At 49.4% G+C, this 14,120-nt stretch carries 21 protein-coding genes; 20 read left to right on the top strand and 1 reads right to left on the bottom strand.

The window, feature by feature from the left end; all coding sequences use genetic code 11:
* The first annotated feature begins 8 nt into the window (after nucleotides 1-8).
* Nucleotides 9-779: an IS21-like element helper ATPase IstB gene (istB, locus tag RGU75_RS06080; RefSeq protein WP_322232626.1), complete on the top strand. Its 771-nt coding sequence runs from the start codon at nucleotides 9-11 to the stop codon at nucleotides 777-779.
* A 16-nt stretch (nucleotides 780-795) separates the two neighbouring features.
* On the opposite strand, the gene RGU75_RS06075 is transcribed toward istB, so the two are convergent.
* Nucleotides 796-1,872, bottom strand: coding sequence for a sulfatase-like hydrolase/transferase (locus tag RGU75_RS06075; RefSeq protein ID WP_322233945.1), 1,077 nt, complete (start codon nucleotides 1,870-1,872; stop codon nucleotides 796-798).
* Nucleotides 1,873-2,399: 527 nt separating this feature from the next.
* Between RGU75_RS06075 and rpsL the strand changes: the two genes are divergently transcribed.
* From rpsL to rpsN, 19 genes are all read left to right on the top strand, one after another.
* On the top strand, nucleotides 2,400-2,783 hold the full coding sequence (rpsL, locus tag RGU75_RS06070) for a 30S ribosomal protein S12 (RefSeq protein ID WP_205322873.1): 384 nt from the start codon (nucleotides 2,400-2,402) through the stop codon (nucleotides 2,781-2,783).
* A gap of 134 nt (nucleotides 2,784-2,917) precedes the next feature.
* Nucleotides 2,918-3,388, top strand: a complete 471-nt coding sequence (rpsG, locus tag RGU75_RS06065) for a 30S ribosomal protein S7 (RefSeq protein ID WP_108441496.1) — start codon at nucleotides 2,918-2,920, stop codon at nucleotides 3,386-3,388.
* A 126-nt stretch (nucleotides 3,389-3,514) separates the two neighbouring features.
* Nucleotides 3,515-5,620 (top strand): elongation factor G, encoded by a 2,106-nt coding sequence (fusA, locus tag RGU75_RS06060; protein ID WP_322233939.1) that lies wholly within the window; start codon nucleotides 3,515-3,517, stop codon nucleotides 5,618-5,620.
* 105 nt (nucleotides 5,621-5,725) lie between these two features.
* Nucleotides 5,726-6,925: an elongation factor Tu gene (gene tuf, locus RGU75_RS06055; protein ID WP_205322864.1), complete on the top strand. Its 1,200-nt coding sequence runs from the start codon at nucleotides 5,726-5,728 to the stop codon at nucleotides 6,923-6,925.
* Nucleotides 6,926-7,020: 95 nt separating this feature from the next.
* A complete protein-coding gene (rpsJ, locus tag RGU75_RS06050; RefSeq protein WP_108441493.1) occupies nucleotides 7,021-7,338 on the top strand; it encodes a 30S ribosomal protein S10 in 318 nt (105 codons plus the stop codon).
* A 196-nt stretch (nucleotides 7,339-7,534) separates the two neighbouring features.
* Nucleotides 7,535-8,203, top strand: coding sequence for a 50S ribosomal protein L3 (rplC, locus tag RGU75_RS06045; protein WP_240162494.1), 669 nt, complete (start codon nucleotides 7,535-7,537; stop codon nucleotides 8,201-8,203).
* Between the two features lie 3 nt (nucleotides 8,204-8,206).
* Nucleotides 8,207-8,827, top strand: coding sequence for a 50S ribosomal protein L4 (gene rplD, locus RGU75_RS06040; RefSeq protein WP_168054174.1), 621 nt, complete (start codon nucleotides 8,207-8,209; stop codon nucleotides 8,825-8,827).
* Nucleotides 8,824-9,138 (top strand): 50S ribosomal protein L23, encoded by a 315-nt coding sequence (rplW, locus tag RGU75_RS06035; protein ID WP_168054172.1) that lies wholly within the window; start codon nucleotides 8,824-8,826, stop codon nucleotides 9,136-9,138. The genes rplD and rplW overlap by 4 nt, the downstream gene beginning before the upstream one ends.
* A complete protein-coding gene (gene rplB, locus RGU75_RS06030; protein WP_322233934.1) occupies nucleotides 9,138-9,965 on the top strand; it encodes a 50S ribosomal protein L2 in 828 nt (275 codons plus the stop codon). The genes rplW and rplB overlap by 1 nt, the downstream gene beginning before the upstream one ends.
* A gap of 10 nt (nucleotides 9,966-9,975) precedes the next feature.
* Complete coding sequence (gene rpsS / locus RGU75_RS06025; protein WP_108441488.1) at nucleotides 9,976-10,251, top strand: 30S ribosomal protein S19; 276 nt, start codon at nucleotides 9,976-9,978, stop codon at nucleotides 10,249-10,251.
* A 6-nt stretch (nucleotides 10,252-10,257) separates the two neighbouring features.
* Complete coding sequence (gene rplV, locus RGU75_RS06020; protein WP_184013448.1) at nucleotides 10,258-10,590, top strand: 50S ribosomal protein L22; 333 nt, start codon at nucleotides 10,258-10,260, stop codon at nucleotides 10,588-10,590.
* A 9-nt stretch (nucleotides 10,591-10,599) separates the two neighbouring features.
* Nucleotides 10,600-11,442 carry a 30S ribosomal protein S3 gene (rpsC, locus tag RGU75_RS06015; RefSeq protein ID WP_322233932.1) on the top strand — a complete coding sequence of 281 codons (843 nt, stop codon included), beginning with the start codon at nucleotides 10,600-10,602 and terminating at the stop codon, nucleotides 11,440-11,442.
* A gap of 2 nt (nucleotides 11,443-11,444) precedes the next feature.
* Nucleotides 11,445-11,864 (top strand): 50S ribosomal protein L16, encoded by a 420-nt coding sequence (gene rplP, locus RGU75_RS06010; RefSeq protein WP_168054168.1) that lies wholly within the window; start codon nucleotides 11,445-11,447, stop codon nucleotides 11,862-11,864.
* A 12-nt stretch (nucleotides 11,865-11,876) separates the two neighbouring features.
* Complete coding sequence (gene rpmC / locus RGU75_RS06005; protein ID WP_205322877.1) at nucleotides 11,877-12,068, top strand: 50S ribosomal protein L29; 192 nt, start codon at nucleotides 11,877-11,879, stop codon at nucleotides 12,066-12,068.
* Nucleotides 12,068-12,340, top strand: coding sequence for a 30S ribosomal protein S17 (rpsQ, locus tag RGU75_RS06000; RefSeq protein WP_168054164.1), 273 nt, complete (start codon nucleotides 12,068-12,070; stop codon nucleotides 12,338-12,340). The genes rpmC and rpsQ overlap by 1 nt, the downstream gene beginning before the upstream one ends.
* Nucleotides 12,341-12,566: 226 nt before the next feature.
* The gene (rplN, locus tag RGU75_RS05995; protein ID WP_108441483.1) at nucleotides 12,567-12,935 is read left to right on the top strand and encodes a 50S ribosomal protein L14; all 369 of its coding nucleotides are present in this window, start codon (nucleotides 12,567-12,569) and stop codon (nucleotides 12,933-12,935) included.
* Between the two features lie 9 nt (nucleotides 12,936-12,944).
* The gene (rplX, locus tag RGU75_RS05990; RefSeq protein ID WP_205322878.1) at nucleotides 12,945-13,259 is read left to right on the top strand and encodes a 50S ribosomal protein L24; all 315 of its coding nucleotides are present in this window, start codon (nucleotides 12,945-12,947) and stop codon (nucleotides 13,257-13,259) included.
* A gap of 6 nt (nucleotides 13,260-13,265) precedes the next feature.
* Nucleotides 13,266-13,805: a 50S ribosomal protein L5 gene (gene rplE, locus RGU75_RS05985; protein ID WP_205322879.1), complete on the top strand. Its 540-nt coding sequence runs from the start codon at nucleotides 13,266-13,268 to the stop codon at nucleotides 13,803-13,805.
* A gap of 7 nt (nucleotides 13,806-13,812) precedes the next feature.
* On the top strand, nucleotides 13,813-14,118 hold the full coding sequence (gene rpsN, locus RGU75_RS05980; protein WP_108441480.1) for a 30S ribosomal protein S14: 306 nt from the start codon (nucleotides 13,813-13,815) through the stop codon (nucleotides 14,116-14,118).
* Nucleotides 14,119-14,120 lie beyond the last annotated feature (2 nt).

Raw genomic sequence — 14,120 nt, 5'->3', positions numbered from 1 at the left:
TGTCAACGATGATGATGCATACCACTCTGGCCCAATTGCGGACCTTAAAACTCGATGGCTTAGCGACCGGACTGGAGGAACAATTGACGCAGGCCAGTATGGCGGCGATGAGTTTCGAGGAACGTCTGGCACTCTTGGTTGATCGCGAAGTCCATTGCCGCAATGACCGCAAGCTCCTGCGCCTGCTTAAGAACGCCCACCTGAAATACGCACAAGCGGCGATTGAAGACATTGATGCCCGCTCGGGGCGTGGCATCGACCGCCGTGAAGTGATGAGTCTGGCGCTGGGAGATTGGGTCAGTGCTGGCCACAGCATTCTCATTACCGGACCGACCGGTGCTGGCAAATCGTGGCTGGCCTGCGCACTGGCACAGTACGCCTGTCGGCGCGGATACTCTGCTGTTTATCAACGCGTACCCCGTCTACAGGAAGAACTACGCATCCGGCACGGCAGCGGCAGCTTTGGGAAATGGCTGCTCCAACTCGCCAAGATCGATGTCTTGGTACTTGATGACTGGGGCATGGGCGCGATCGACAGCACGACCCGTTCCGACTTGCTGGAGATGATTGACGACCGGGCGGCAAACAGAGCGACGATTATTACCAGTCAACTTCCTGTTGACCATTGGCATGCCTGGATTGGCGACGCCACTATTGCCGACGCCATCCTGGACCGCATTCTGCAGCGCAATCATCGGCTGACACTGACCGGCGATTCACTGCGTGGCGCAGAACGACCTAAAACCAGCAAAAAGGAGAAAACTATCGACCCATCGTGACCGCAGACATTACAATTTAACCGCGTAACAACATCGCAGGCGCAGCGGTCACGATCGGCCAGAATGAGCGGTCACGTTGACCAGAATACGCAATTGGCTTACGTGAAATCATCACGGGAACTGACAAGCGCGTCGCGGCGACCCCGGTAAGCACGTCTGAAAAGCTGACAAGGTTTGGTTCTTGTTTTAATAGCGGATTAGTTTCACGCGCGTAACCATTCAGACTCCAGCGATCATATCGTGATGATTCGCCTATCACCATGACAACGATCTGTGGGGTTTCTTGCTGACTCGCCTGATGCGCAACAAATGCAAAATTGCGATTCTTGTGCTGCAAATCCTCTAAATATCGATGCTCTTTCCAAAAATCGTATCCGCGCACCGCCAGTCCGAACGGCCAAGTGGCGCCGAACGGCTCAACCTGAAAGGGAATGCTTGCCCAGCTCGGTAGCTTGCCTAATTTAATTGAGGTTACGGCCTCCTTTGGTACAGAAGTGAGGCCCGCGTCCGATATGTCGCTTGCTCCCGCCATCGGAGTCTGGACGCTACTTGCGCCATCTTTAGTAACGGCTATGATCGCAGCGCTATCCGGCGGCGAACTTTTACTCAGCGGCTGCGACACGATTAGCGACGCGAACGGGGATGCCTTAATCCCAACTTGTTCACCGTACAGCCAAATTCCAAATGCCACCAAAGCCAACACACAAATCATCCCACGTGAGCCGCCACGCCAGTCCAGATCGCGGGTTCGGATCGCAGCAATCCAGCTCAGGCCCCACCACAAAATGATAACCACCAGTAAAAATGCCAGCAGCCAGATTTTATTGCCCAGGAATTCAATTGCTTCCGCTGGAGATGTCTCTGCAATGATCCCTAAATGATGCGTGGAAATACCTTGTCCATAAAACTTGCGCAAGTAAAGCTCGACGGGTAATGCGATAAATGCGGGCAGCAGCAGCCAATGGAACATTGCTGGGCGTTTGAAAATCCCCCACACCGTAATCCAGGCGATAAATTCGATTGCGACGACCCGGCCCGGCCGGACCACTATCTGACCAAACAGCCAAGGCGCAAACGGAACTAATGACAACATTAGATAGGTAATTAATACAAACAGATTATTTCGGCGCAGCAAGTAGGGCATTGTGATGACGGGAAAAAGAGAAAAGCTATTATCCCGTAACGCCGCACACTTGCGCGCTATAAACAACCAAACTACCAGTTGTTAGCTTGTTACTTATGATTCTAGTCGGACTGTTCCTTCGCGGTTGAGGGCGAAGGTCAGGGATTCATTCATAATGAGACGGAGGGGAGAGACTCAGGCCGAAATATAGCAAAGTATGGCGTTTGTTTTCGTTAGTTGTTGCAAAGTTTGCACACCCATGCATATAGTAGTGCAAGACTTGACCTAAACGCCTCATGCCGATATACTCGCGGGTTCTCGATTCTAAGTTTTACTGGTTTCGACGTTCTTTAGTGTGCTTACGCCTGCTGTGGTGCGTTTCTCCTTTATTGCCAAATCGAACTGCGCGGGTTTTTCGTGCAAGTATCTGTCCAATCCCGGACAACCGATTTCGGGATTGTTGTTATTAACGTCGTAATTTTGTTGGATAAAAAACGATGCCAACCATCAATCAATTGATTCGCCAGCCACGCGTATCTGCTGTTGTAAAAAGCAAATCGCCGGCGCTGGAAAATAGCCCGCAAAAACGCGGAGTATGTACCCGTGTTTATACGACAACTCCAAAGAAGCCAAACTCGGCTCTGCGTAAAGTTGCCAAGGTACGCTTGACCAACGGTTTCGAAGTTATTTCGTACATCGGCGGTGAAGGCCATAACCTGCAAGAGCATAGCGTCGTGTTGTTACGCGGCGGCCGTGTAAAAGATTTGCCGGGTGTGCGTTACCACATGGTTCGCGGTGCATTGGATACTCAAGGCGTCAAGGATCGTAAGCAATCGCGTTCGAAGTACGGTACCAAGCGCGCTAAAGCTACAAAGAAATAATTTCGTCAGGCTTAGGCCGGATGAAACAGGTGTCGGTCCCCAATGGGCCGAGTAAGTGGTTAGCTATGATGGCTGTCCGCGAGGGTGCAGGAGCAAAGCTCTACACACTCAACTGAAGATTGAAAGGAATCGAAATGCCACGTCGTCGTGAAGTTCCCAAGCGGGACATATTGCCGGATCCTAAGTTCGGTAACATTGATGTTGCGAAATTCGTCAACGTCTTGATGCTTTCCGGTAAAAAATCGGTAGCTGAAAATATTATTTACGGTGCTTTTGAGCACATTCAAACTAAATCCGGCAAAGATCCGCTGGAAGTGTTTGCATTGGCTATTGGTAACTGCAAGCCGCTGGTTGAAGTTAAATCGCGTCGCGTTGGTGGTGCAAACTACCAGGTGCCAGTAGAAGTTCGTCCTATTCGCCGTATGGCTTTGTCGATGCGTTGGTTGCGTGAAGCAGCTAACAAGCGCAGCGAAAAATCGATGCCACAACGCCTCGGCGGTGAGTTGCTCGAAGCTGCTGAAGGTCGCGGCGGCGCAATGAAAAAGCGCGATGAAGTACACCGTATGGCAGAAGCGAACAAGGCGTTTTCGCACTTCCGCTTCTAATAGACTGGATAGCTGTTTCCCGAGATGGAGACAGTTATTCGCATCTGAAATTTGCTCGAGCCGAGCGCATATTTTCATTGAAAAATAGCGCTCGGTTTCGTGCATTAAAAGACTTAGGAATAAATCATGGCTCGCAAGACCCCCATTGAGCGCTATCGCAACATCGGTATTTCCGCTCACATTGATGCTGGTAAGACAACAACCACTGAACGTGTGTTGTTCTACACCGGTGTGAACCACAAAATTGGTGAAGTGCATGATGGCGCGGCCACCATGGACTGGATGGAACAAGAGCAAGAGCGCGGTATCACTATTACTTCCGCTGCTACCACCTGTTTCTGGAAAGGTATGGCGGGTAACTTCCCTCCGCACCACATCAACATCATTGATACTCCGGGTCACGTTGACTTCACAATTGAAGTTGAGCGTTCGATGCGCGTATTGGATGGCGCTTGTATGGTGTACTGCGCAGTTGGTGGCGTTCAGCCGCAATCTGAAACAGTATGGCGTCAAGCTAACAAGTACAAAGTCCCACGTTTGGCATTTGTCAATAAAATGGATCGTACTGGTGCTAACTTCTTCAAAGTTTACGAACAAATGCGTGCGCGTTTGAAAGCGAACCCAATTCCTATGCAAGTACCTATCGGTGCCGAGGAAAATTTTGAAGGCGTCATCGATCTGGTAAAAATGCAAGCGATTTACTGGGATGATTCAACTCAGGGTATGAAGTTTGACTACCGTGATATCCCTGAAAATCTGATGGCCGAAGCCAAAAAATGGCGTGAGAACATGGTCGAAGCGGCTGCTGAAGCATCAGAAGAACTGATGAACAAGTACCTCGACGAAGGTGATTTGACAGAAGAAGAAATCAAAGCGGCGATTCGCCAGCGTACTATCGCTAGTGAAATCGTTCCAATGATGTGCGGTACAGCCTTTAAAAACAAGGGTGTGCAGGCAATGTTGGATGGCGTGATTGAATACTTGCCATCGCCAGTCGATATTCCACCTGTTCCAGGTATGGATGAGGACAATGAGCCAGTAGTGCGTAAAGCAGAAGATACTGAGAAATTCTCAGCATTGGCATTCAAAATTGCAACAGATCCGTTTGTTGGCCAATTGTGCTTTATCCGTTGCTATTCAGGCACTTTGAATTCGGGCGACACAGTTTATAACTCTGTTAAAGAGAAAAAAGAACGTATCGGCCGAATCGTTCAGATGCACGCAAATCAACGCGAAGAAATTAAAGAAATGTTGGCGGGTGATATCGCAGCGGTCGTTGGTCTGAAAGATACAACTACCGGCGATACATTGTGCGACGACAAAGCAATTGTTGTGCTCGAGCGCATGATCTTCCCTGAGCCAGTTATTTCGCAAGCAGTTGAGCCAAAGACTAAGCAAGATCAGGAAAAAATGGGTCTGGCTCTGAATCGCCTGGCCGCTGAAGATCCATCGTTCCGCGTACGTACCGACGAAGAATCGGGTCAAACCATCATCGCCGGTATGGGCGAGTTGCATCTGGATATTATTGTCGATCGTATGCGTCGTGAATTTAACGTCGAAGCGACCGTTGGTAAGCCACAAGTTGCGTATCGTGAAACGATCCGCAAGACTTGCGAAGAAATTGAAGGCAAGTTCGTTAAGCAATCTGGTGGTCGTGGTCAATATGGTCACGTGGTTCTGAAGATCGAGCCACAAGCGCCAGGTAAGGGCTTTGAGTTCGTCGACGCTATTAAAGGCGGTACTGTTCCGCGCGAATACATTCCTGCAGTTGAAAAGGGTGTTCGTGAAACATTGACTTCAGGTGTATTGGCCGGCTATCCAGTTGTTGACGTTAAAGTCACACTGTTCTTCGGTTCGTACCATGACGTTGACTCCAACGAAAACGCCTTCCGCATGGCCGCTTCAATGGCATTCAAAGACGGCTGCCGTAAAGCTAGCCCGGTCATTCTGGAGCCAATGATGGCCGTTGAAGTTGAGACGCCAGAGGACTACGCCGGTACAGTAATGGGCGATTTGTCTTCACGTCGCGGTATGGTGCAAGGTATGGATGAGATTGCTGGCGGTGGCGGCAAAATTATCAAAGCCGAAGTACCATTGTCAGAAATGTTTGGTTACTCGACTTCGTTGCGTTCGGCCACTCAAGGCCGTGCAACTTATTCGATGGAATTCAAGCATTACTCCGAAGCGCCGAAGAACATCATCGACGCAATCGTGACATCGAAGACTAAGTAATTAATAAGTAAGACACGGCATTTTGCCCGCCTCGGAAGGGGTAGGCATTTGCCTGAAAAATTTCAGTATTTCATTGAATAATCGCTCTTTTGAAGGAAGAATAAAATGGCAAAAAGTAAATTCGAACGGACCAAGCCGCACGTTAACGTCGGTACGATTGGCCACGTTGATCATGGTAAAACTACACTGACTGCGGCGATTTCTAAAGTGCTGACCAAGAAATTCGGCGGCGACATGCGCGATTTCAGCACGATTGACTCTGCCCCGGAAGAGCGTGCACGCGGTATTACTATTAATACTTCGCACGTAGAATACGAAACAGCGAATCGCCATTACGCGCACGTTGACTGCCCAGGCCATGCTGATTATGTTAAAAACATGATTACTGGTGCTGCTCAGATGGACGGTGCGATTCTGGTTTGTTCTGCTGCTGATGGTCCAATGCCGCAAACGCGTGAGCACATCCTGTTGGCGCGTCAAGTTGGTGTGCCATACGTCATTGTGTTTCTGAATAAAGTAGACATGGTTGACGACGCTGAGTTGCTCGAGCTGGTTGAAATGGAAGTGCGTGAGTTATTGAGCAAGTACGATTTCCCAGGCGACGATCTGCCAATCATCCAGGGTTCAGCGAAGCTGGCGCTGGAAGGCGACACAGGTCCGTTGGGCGAAGAAGCGATCATGAAACTGGCCGATGCGTTGGATAGCTACATTCCAACCCCGGAGCGCGCAGTTGACGGTGCTTTCTTGCTGCCAGTGGAAGACGTATTCTCGATCTCCGGTCGCGGTACTGTTGTGACTGGTCGTATTGAGCGTGGTATTGTGAAAGTTGGCGAAGAGCTGGAAATCATCGGCATCCGCGACACACAAAAAACGACCTGTACTGGTGTTGAAATGTTCCGTAAGTTGCTAGACCAAGGTCAAGCTGGCGATAACGTCGGTGTGTTGTTGCGCGGTACCAAGCGTGAAGACGTTGAGCGTGGTCAAGTCTTGGCCAAGCCAGGTTCGATCAAGCCACACAAGCATTTCACTGGCGAGATCTATGTGTTGTCGAAAGATGAAGGCGGCCGTCATACACCGTTCTTCAACAACTATCGTCCACAGTTCTATTTCCGTACCACGGACGTCACTGGTTCGATCGCTTTGCCAGAAGGCAAAGAAATGGTCATGCCGGGCGATAACGTGTCGATCACTGTGATGTTGATCAACCCAATCGCGATGGAAGAAGGCTTGCGCTTCGCTATTCGTGAAGGTGGTCGTACAGTTGGCGCGGGTGTTGTTGCCAAGATCCTGCCAGATCCACAATAAGTTGGTGTACCTGTTCGGAGCGCTTTAGGCCGGACAGGTTGTTAAATATACCTTGGATGGCTATTCATTCAAGGGTCGTTCTTTAAAGGAAAATCATGTCTGCTCCAAATCAAAAAATCCGGATTCGTCTGAAAGCATTTGACTATCGTTTGATCGATCAGTCGGCACAAGAAATCGTCGATACAGCAAAGCGCACTGGTGCAGTCGTTAAGGGTCCGGTACCTTTGCCAACACGTATTCAGCGTTTTGACGTTTTGCGTTCGCCGCACGTTAATAAGACTTCACGCGATCAATTCGAAATCCGTACGCACCAACGTTTGATGGACATCGTTGATCCTACAGACAAAACTGTTGATGCATTGATGAAACTGGACTTGCCAGCTGGCGTTGATGTAGAAATCAAACTGCAGTAATTTCTGATTTACAACAGTTGCGTTGCAACTGTTGTAAAAAAGATTTAACGGGATATATTCTGCACATACCATGATCAACTTGGTGTTGCAAATTAAATTTATCCCGGATATACTAGTCGGCTTCGGTGTGGTCGTGGATTCCACAATCACACGTATTTAGTAGTACAACATCAGCCCCGCCCAATCGTAGGCGGGAATGGAGAAAACAATGAGCCTAGGCCTTGTTGGTCGCAAGGTTGGTATGATGCGCATCTTTACGGATGATGGGGAATCAATTCCTGTTACCGTTGTAGACGTATCGAACAACCGTGTGACTCAAATCAAAACGCCTGAAACAGACGGTTATACCGCTGTTCAAGTAGCATTCGGTCAGCGTCGCGCTTCACGCGTGAATAAAGCTGCAGCCGGTCACTATGCCAAAGCTGGCGTAGAAGCTGGTACCATCCTAAGAGAATTCCGTATCGATTCTGCTAAAGCATCTGAATTGACTGCCGGCGACGTTATCGCTGCTAGTTTGTTCGAAGCTGGTCAAAAGGTCGATGTGCAGGGTACTTCAATCGGTAAGGGTTACGCTGGTGTTATCAAGCGTTACAACTTCTCATCCGGTCGTGCTACCCACGGTAACTCCCGTTCACACAATGTTCCAGGTTCCATCGGTATGGCGCAGGATCCAGGTCGCGTTTTCCCTGGTAAGCGTATGACCGGTCACATGGGTGACGTTACTGTAACTACGCAAAACCTTGAAATCGCACGTGTTGACGCTGAGCGCCAGCTACTGATGGTTAAGGGCGCAGTTCCAGGTGCAAAGAACGGTCAAGTTGTCGTGATGCCTGCTGTTAAAGTCAAAGCAAAGAAGGGAGCCTAATTCATGGAACTCAAGCTCCTGAATGACCAAGGACAAGCTGCTTCAAATGTTGCCGCTCCGGATACTATATTCGGTCGTGACTACAATGAGGCGCTAATTCACCAAGTCGTCGTCGCTTATCAGGCTAACGCTCGCAGCGGTAACCGTAAGCAAAAAGATCGTGAAGAAGTTCATCACACAACCAAAAAGCCTTGGCGTCAAAAAGGTACGGGCCGCGCTCGTGCTGGTATGTCGTCATCACCTTTGTGGCGTGGCGGTGGTCGTATTTTCCCGAACTCGCCTGACGAAAATTTCACGCATAAAGTTAACAAGAAGATGTATCGCGCAGGTATCTGCTCGATTCTGTCTCAGTTAGCACGCGAAGGTCGTTTGTCGGTTGTCGAGAATTTCTCAGTAGAAGCACCAAAGACTAAGCTGTTGTCACAAAAGCTAAAAGATATGGGTCTGGATTCCGTGTTGATCATTACTGACAACCTGGAAGAAAACCTGTTATTAGCGGCGCGTAACCTGCCAGGCGTACTGGTATGTGAGCCACGTCATGCTGATCCAGTTTCTCTGGTGTTCTACAAGAAGATCTTGATCACCAAGTTGGCATTGGCCAAGATTGAGGAGATGCTGGCATGAACGCATTAAAACATAGCGAAGAGCGCTTGATGAAAGTGCTGTTAGCGCCAGTTATTTCCGAGAAGGCAACGTTTGTTGCGGAAAAAAACGAGCAAGTCGTTTTCCGTATCGCACCAGACGCTACCAAATTGGAAGTTAAGGCTGCTGTCGAATTGCTCTTCAAAGTGCAGGTTGAGTCGGTGCAAGTCGCCAACCGCATTGGTAAGCAAAAGCGCTCCGGTAAATCCAACGGCCGACGTAATCATACTCGTCGCGCATTTGTATGTTTGAAGCCGGGTCAAGAGATCAACTTCACCGAGGAGGCTAAATAATGGCACTCGTTAAAGTTAAACCGACCTCGCCGGGTCGCCGTGGAATGGTTAAGGTCGTTAATCCCGACCTGTACAAAGGCCGTCCATTTGCCGCCCTGATCGAAAAGAAATCGAAAACTGCGGGTCGTAACAACAACGGTCACATCACTACTCGTCATATCGGTGGTGGTCATAAGCAACACTATCGCGTTATTGACTTTAAACGTAACAAAGATGGTATTCCAGCGAAAGTGGAGCGTATCGAATACGATCCAAACCGCACAGCGAATATCGCTTTGTTATGCTATGCAGATGGTGAGCGTCATTACATCATTGCAACTAAAGGCATGGCAGTAGGCGATCAAGTGATGAATGGTTCGCAAGCGACGATTAAGTCTGGTAACTGCCTTCCAATCCGCAATATTCCGGTTGGTACCATCATGCATTGCGTCGAAATGCTTCCAGGTAAAGGCGCTCAAATGGCGCGTACTGCTGGTGCTGGCGTTGTGTTGATGGCTCGCGAAGGAATCTACGCTCAGGTTCGCCTGCGTTCCGGCGAAGTCCGTCGTGTGCACGTCGAATGTCGTGCAACGGTCGGCGAAGTCGGCAATGCGGAACATAGTCTGCGCAAGATTGGTAAAGCGGGTGCGATGCGTTGGCGTGGTGTTCGTCCTACCGTTCGCGGTGTGGTTATGAATCCGGTCGATCATCCTCACGGTGGTGGTGAAGGTAAAACCGCAGCTGGTCGTCATCCAGTTTCGCCATGGGGTCAACAGACAAAAGGGAAGAAGACACGCCGTAACAAGCGTACTACTTCAATGATTGTCTCGCGCCGTGGCAAGAAATAAGGGGTAACACATGACACGTTCATTGAAAAAAGGGCCGTTCTGCGACGCCCACCTGGTGAAAAAGGTCGAGGCTGCTCAGGCAATCAAAGACAAAAAGCCAATTAAGACTTGGTCGCGTCGGTCAACCATCATGCCGGACTTTATCGGTTTGACGATTGCTGTGCATAACGGCAAACAACACGTCCCGGTTTATGTTTCCGAAAATATGGTCGGTCACAAACTCGGCGAATTCGCTTTGACTCGTACGTTCAAGGGTCATGCCGCCGATAAAAAGGCTAAGAGATAAGGTCCGATGATGGAAACTAAAGCTACCCTCCGCGGTGTGCGTCTGTCGGCCCAAAAGGGCCGTCTGGTCGCCGATCTGATTCGCGGCAAAAAAGTTGATCAAGCTCTTCATATTCTGACGTTTAGTCCGAAGAAGGGTGCAGCTATCATTAAGCGTGTTCTGGAGTCCGCAATTGCGAACGCCGAGCACAATGATGGTGCTGATATCGACGAACTGAAAATCACGACGATCTATGTCGAAAAAGGTTCGGTCCTTAAGCGCTTCACAGCGCGTGCAAAGGGCCGTGGTGATCGTATCTCGAAGCAATCCTGTCACATTTACGTGACTGTCGGAAACTAAGGAGTCACGATGGGACAGAAGATTCATCCAACCGGTTTTCGACTTGCAGTAACGCGTAACTGGAGCTCACGTTGGTATGCTGGCAATAGTAATTTTGCCACTATGCTAAATGAAGATCTGAAAGTTCGCGCTTACCTCAAGAAAAAACTGAAGAACGCCTCCGTTGGCCGTGTTGTTATTGAGCGTCCTGCAAAGAACGCCCGTATTACAATTTACAGCTCACGTCCTGGTGTTGTTATCGGTAAAAAAGGCGAGGACATCGAAGTATTGAAGTCAGCGTTGACTAAATTGATGGGTGTACCGGTTCACGTTAATATCGAAGAAATTCGTAAGCCTGAAACTGATGCACAATTGATTGCTGATTCGATTGCTCAGCAGCTCGAAAAGCGTATTATGTTCCGCCGTGCGATGAAACGCGCAATGCAGAATGCAATGCGTTTGGGCGCGCAAGGGATCAAAATCATGTCAGCCGGTCGTCTGAATGGTATCGAAATTGCTCGTACTGAATGGTATCGCGAAGGCCGTGTGCCACTGCACACTCTGCGCGCTGACATTGACTACGGTTTCGGCGAAGCTGAAACTACGTACGGCATTATCGGTATCAAAGTCTGGGTTTACAAAGGCGATCGTTTGCCTAACGGTGAAACACCGGTAGTCGACATCCCTAATGACGATGACAAAAAGCGTCGTGGTCCACGTCGTGACGATGGTAAGCCGTCTAGCCGTCCACGCCCTAAAACTACAACGGCAGCAGGACCAGGTGCAGCAGTTGCGCGCCCAGCCCGTGCCAAAAAGCCGGATGGCGCTGCTGAAGGTGCTGTTGTTGCACCGGCTGAGAAAGCAGGAGAATAATCATGCTGCAACCAGCACGCAGAAAATTTCGTAAAGAGCAAAAAGGCCGCAACAAAGGCATTTCTCATTCGCGCGGCACTGCTGTGTCGTTCGGTGAGTTTGGTCTGAAAGCGGTTGGCCGTGGTCGTATTACGGCACGTCAGATCGAAGCTGCACGTCGCGCAATGACACGTCATATCAAACGGGGTGGTCGGATCTGGATTCGTATTTTCCCAGACAAGCCAATTTCCCAAAAACCTGCCGAAGTCCGAATGGGTAACGGTAAGGGAAATCCTGAGTACTACGTGGCTGAAATTCAGCCAGGTAAAATGCTTTACGAGATGGATGGCGTCGATGAAACACTCGCGCGTGAGGCATTCCGTTTGGCTGCAGCTAAATTGCCGCTATTGACCACGTTCGTCGTGCGTCAAATCGGCCAATAATTGGAGTGAATCATGAAAGCATCTGAACTCCGCGACAAAGATCAAGCGGCATTGGCGAAAGAGCTGAAAGAGTTGCTGAAGGCGCAGTTTAGCCTTCGTATGCAAATCGGTACTCAGCAATTGAACAATACGTCGCAATTGAAGAAAGTTCGTCGCGATATCGCACGGGTAAAGACCGTCATCAATCTGAAGGGCGCCCAGTAATGAACGATCAAGTGAAACAACCGCTGAAGCGCACGCTGGTTGGTAAGGTCGTATCCGATAAAATGGATAAGACAGTTACCGTCCTAATCGAACGCCACGTAAAGCATCCTCTGTATGGCAAAATCATCGTACGTACTAACAAGTACCACGCGCATGACGAAGCCAATCAGGCCAAGGAAGGCGACGTAGTTGAGATCCAGGAAGGCCGCCCTATCTCCAAGACTAAAGCCTGGAGTGTGACGCGTGTTGTACAGGTTGGACAAGTTTTATAAGTATTTGTTGCGAGCCAAGCATTTTGATGTAATAATGCTTGGCTTCGCTCTTGTTGGTTCCCGATGAGAGCGAAATAAATACTCTGCAGTTGAAAGTTAGAATTAGCAAGAAGTTTTGGAAGTCGTCCACCTAAGCAGTACATCCATCAGGATGTTTCTGACAGGACCAAGACTGACCGTAAATCCGCATAGTGCGGCCGCGAGTTAAGTTGGGAAAGAAAATATTATGATTCAAACGGAAAGCCGGCTCGAAGTAGCCGACAACACTGGTGCGCGCGAAGTTATGTGCATCAAGGTTCTGGGTGGTTCCAAGCGTCGTTACGCTAGCATCGGCGATGTTATCAAGGTAACTGTCAAAGTTGCTGCGCCGCGTGGTCGTGTTAAAAAGGGCGAGATCTACAACGCCGTGGTTGTTCGCACTGCTAAAGGTGTGCGCCGCCCCGATGGTTCGTTGGTCAAGTTCGATGGTAACGCAGCTGTGTTGCTGAACGCAAAGCTGGAGCCAATTGGTACGCGTATTTTTGGACCAGTCACTCGTGAATTGCGCACAGAGCGCTTCATGAAGATTGTTTCACTCGCGCCTGAAGTGCTGTAAGGAGTCGAGATGGATAAGATTCGGAAAAGTGACGAGATAATCGTCCTGACTGGTAAAGACAAGGGCAAGCGCGGAGTTGTAAAGCAACGCGTTGATGCTAACTTCGTTATCGTTGATGGTATTAACATCGCTAAAAAAGCGACTAAGCCAAATCCGATGACGGGTGAAACTGGTGGCATCGTTGATAAGCTGATGCCAATTCATGTGTCAAATGTTGCGTTGTTCAACGCAGCAACTGGCAAGGCAGATCGCGTTGGTTTTAAAGACGTGGACGGTAAAAAAGTTCGCGTCTTCAAGTCCAGCGGCGAAGTTGTTAAGGTTTAAGAGATCATGGCCCGTCTCCAAGAGTTCTATAAAAATAAGATCGTTGCTGATCTGGTAGCGAAATACGCTTACAAATCGGCAATGGAAGTTCCGCGTATTCTAAAGATCACCCTGAACATGGGTTTATCTGAAGCCATTGCGGATAAGAAAATCATTGAGCACGCTGTTGGCGATTTGACCAAGATTGCAGGTCAAAAGCCAGTTGTGACCAAGGCGCGTAAAGCGATTGCGGGTTTTAAAATCCGTGAAGGCTACCCAATTGGTTGCATGGTTACGCTTCGTGGCGCTCATATGTACGAGTTTTTGGATCGCCTGGTCACTGTCGCGCTACCGCGCGTTCGTGACTTCCGTGGTGTGTCCGGTCGTGCATTTGACGGTCGTGGAAACTACAATATCGGTGTGAAAGAGCAGATCATTTTCCCCGAAATTGAATACGACAAGATTGACGTATTGCGTGGTCTGAATATTAGTATTACGACGACTGCTAAGACCGACGATGAAGCAAAATCGCTTCTCGCCGCATTTAAATTTCCGTTCAGAAACTGAGGTTGCCATGGCAAAACTGGCACTGATTAACCGTGAACAAAAGCGTGCTGACCTGGTAAAGAAATTTGCTGGTAAGCGTGCCGAGTTAAAGGCAATCATTGATGACCAATCGAAGTCGGAAGAAGAGCGCTACGAAGCTCGCTTGAAATTGCAAGCGCTGCCACGTAACTCGAATCCGACTCGTCAACGTAATCGTTGCGCCTTGACTGGTCGTCCACGTGGCACTTTCCGCAAGTTCGGTCTGGGCCGTATTAAGCTCCGTGAAATCGCCATGCGTGGTGAGATTCCGGGCATGACTAAAGCTAGCTGGTAATA

This window comes from Glaciimonas sp. CA11.2 (genome assembly GCF_034314045.1).
Lineage (GTDB): Bacteria > Pseudomonadota > Gammaproteobacteria > Burkholderiales > Burkholderiaceae_D > Glaciimonas.
The sequence above is the reverse complement of the archived record's forward strand: the minus strand, read 5'-3'. Positions and strand labels throughout refer to the sequence as shown.

Excerpts from the sequence above, each read along its gene's own strand:
- istB (WP_322232626.1), top strand. The coding sequence starts at position 9 with ATGATGATGCATACCACTCTGGCCCAATTGCGGACCTTAAAACTCGAT.
- RGU75_RS06075 (WP_322233945.1), bottom strand. The coding sequence starts at position 1,872 with ATGTTGTCATTAGTTCCGTTTGCGCCTTGGCTGTTTGGTCAGATAGTG.
- rpsL (WP_205322873.1), top strand. The coding sequence starts at position 2,400 with ATGCCAACCATCAATCAATTGATTCGCCAGCCACGCGTATCTGCTGTT.
- rpsG (WP_108441496.1), top strand. The coding sequence starts at position 2,918 with ATGCCACGTCGTCGTGAAGTTCCCAAGCGGGACATATTGCCGGATCCT.
- fusA (WP_322233939.1), top strand. The coding sequence starts at position 3,515 with ATGGCTCGCAAGACCCCCATTGAGCGCTATCGCAACATCGGTATTTCC.
- tuf (WP_205322864.1), top strand. The coding sequence starts at position 5,726 with ATGGCAAAAAGTAAATTCGAACGGACCAAGCCGCACGTTAACGTCGGT.
- rpsJ (WP_108441493.1), top strand. The coding sequence starts at position 7,021 with ATGTCTGCTCCAAATCAAAAAATCCGGATTCGTCTGAAAGCATTTGAC.
- rplC (WP_240162494.1), top strand. The coding sequence starts at position 7,535 with ATGGAGAAAACAATGAGCCTAGGCCTTGTTGGTCGCAAGGTTGGTATG.
- rplD (WP_168054174.1), top strand. The coding sequence starts at position 8,207 with ATGGAACTCAAGCTCCTGAATGACCAAGGACAAGCTGCTTCAAATGTT.
- rplW (WP_168054172.1), top strand. The coding sequence starts at position 8,824 with ATGAACGCATTAAAACATAGCGAAGAGCGCTTGATGAAAGTGCTGTTA.
- rplB (WP_322233934.1), top strand. The coding sequence starts at position 9,138 with ATGGCACTCGTTAAAGTTAAACCGACCTCGCCGGGTCGCCGTGGAATG.
- rpsS (WP_108441488.1), top strand. The coding sequence starts at position 9,976 with ATGACACGTTCATTGAAAAAAGGGCCGTTCTGCGACGCCCACCTGGTG.
- rplV (WP_184013448.1), top strand. The coding sequence starts at position 10,258 with ATGATGGAAACTAAAGCTACCCTCCGCGGTGTGCGTCTGTCGGCCCAA.
- rpsC (WP_322233932.1), top strand. The coding sequence starts at position 10,600 with ATGGGACAGAAGATTCATCCAACCGGTTTTCGACTTGCAGTAACGCGT.
- rplP (WP_168054168.1), top strand. The coding sequence starts at position 11,445 with ATGCTGCAACCAGCACGCAGAAAATTTCGTAAAGAGCAAAAAGGCCGC.
- rpmC (WP_205322877.1), top strand. The coding sequence starts at position 11,877 with ATGAAAGCATCTGAACTCCGCGACAAAGATCAAGCGGCATTGGCGAAA.
- rpsQ (WP_168054164.1), top strand. The coding sequence starts at position 12,068 with ATGAACGATCAAGTGAAACAACCGCTGAAGCGCACGCTGGTTGGTAAG.
- rplN (WP_108441483.1), top strand. The coding sequence starts at position 12,567 with ATGATTCAAACGGAAAGCCGGCTCGAAGTAGCCGACAACACTGGTGCG.
- rplX (WP_205322878.1), top strand. The coding sequence starts at position 12,945 with ATGGATAAGATTCGGAAAAGTGACGAGATAATCGTCCTGACTGGTAAA.
- rplE (WP_205322879.1), top strand. The coding sequence starts at position 13,266 with ATGGCCCGTCTCCAAGAGTTCTATAAAAATAAGATCGTTGCTGATCTG.
- rpsN (WP_108441480.1), top strand. The coding sequence starts at position 13,813 with ATGGCAAAACTGGCACTGATTAACCGTGAACAAAAGCGTGCTGACCTG.